Here is a 1253-nt window from a genome sequence, read left to right as displayed (position 1 = left end):
TATTGCAGTATGTTAACGATCATTTTGAGCAGCATCAAGTAGCTGTTGCTTTTGAAATTGGTTGCTGTGGCTTTTGGGCTGCACGCCATTTTTTAAATTATGGTTGGGAAGTATCGGTTGTTCATCCTGCAGATATTAAACAAAGTGATAAACACCGCTACCAGAAAACAGATACAATTGACTGCAGGCATATCTGCCAGCAACTACAAAAACAGGAACTAAAAGCTATTTATATTCCCCCCGAAGCCCATGAACAGCTTTGCAGTCTGCTGCGCCAGCGTAACCATATTACAAAAATGCTTCGCAAGGAAAAATCTGTTATCAAAGCTTCCCTGCTGTATGCAGGCATTACTATTCCCAATCAATTCGATAACCCCAACTGGAGCCATGCCTTTTTAGACTGGCTTAAAAATATTGACTGGTCGTATGCAACCGGCCAGTACAGCCTGCACAGCAAATTACGCATATTCGATGTGCTGCATAAAGAGTACCTGGAAGTCGCCAACCAGTTAAGGGCCTGGTGCCGAAAGCATCACCATAAAGATTATTATTTGCTCAAATCAATTCCCGGTATCGGTGGCTACCTGGCAGCCGCTGTACTGGCTGAACTGGGTGATTTAAGACGATTTGATAATGAACGGCAACTCTCAAATTACATTGGCCTTGTGCCAGGTATTTATCAAAGTGACAGCACCAGTAAAAAAATGGGGCTGACACCCCGCTGCCGAAGCCTGCTGCGGAGTTACATTATAGAAGCTGCGTGGACATCTCTAAGCCGCAACCCGGAGTTGCAAACCTATTACCGCAAACATGCTGGCAAAGACTCAAAGGCAATCATAGTGAAAGTTGCGCATAAATTAGTAAGGGCTATGCTCTCAGTAATTAAAAACCAAAAGCCCTATCAAATCAATTATACAATGCCAAACAAACAACAAACAAATGCGGCTTAAGTAACCGCTGCAAAAAATGATTCATCACCTTCTTTAATGCTCAATATTAAACAACATGAACAGACTACAAAACATGGGTGGTGACCGGGCTACATTGCTCGGGTCACATCGCAAAGCAGGTGGCTGTTCATTATTTCTTTAAAACCCTACAGATGCCGGTGGTGCCGCAATAATGGTATCCACATATAGGAGCCGGAGCTTGAAGATAAAAAAATATTCCGCTGTGTGCCGGAATGATTGTATGGGCATTGGAACATTGCCCGGCGGCAACAAATACAATCATTCCAACCCACAGCGCTTTAA

Annotated in this window: 1 protein-coding gene; it reads left to right on the top strand. The window is 43.5% G+C overall.

Annotation, left to right across the window (positions count from 1 at the left end; genetic code table 11):
- The coding region (locus QWZ08_RS28145; RefSeq protein ID WP_290341378.1) for an IS110 family RNA-guided transposase at positions 1 to 950 on the top strand (950 nt) is incomplete at its 5' end.
- Between the last annotated feature and the right edge of the window lie 303 nt (positions 951 to 1253).

This window comes from Ferruginibacter paludis (assembly GCF_030409685.1).
Lineage (GTDB): Bacteria > Bacteroidota > Bacteroidia > Chitinophagales > Chitinophagaceae > Ferruginibacter > Ferruginibacter paludis.
The sequence above is the reverse complement of the archived record's forward strand: the minus strand, read 5'-3'. Positions and strand labels throughout refer to the sequence as shown.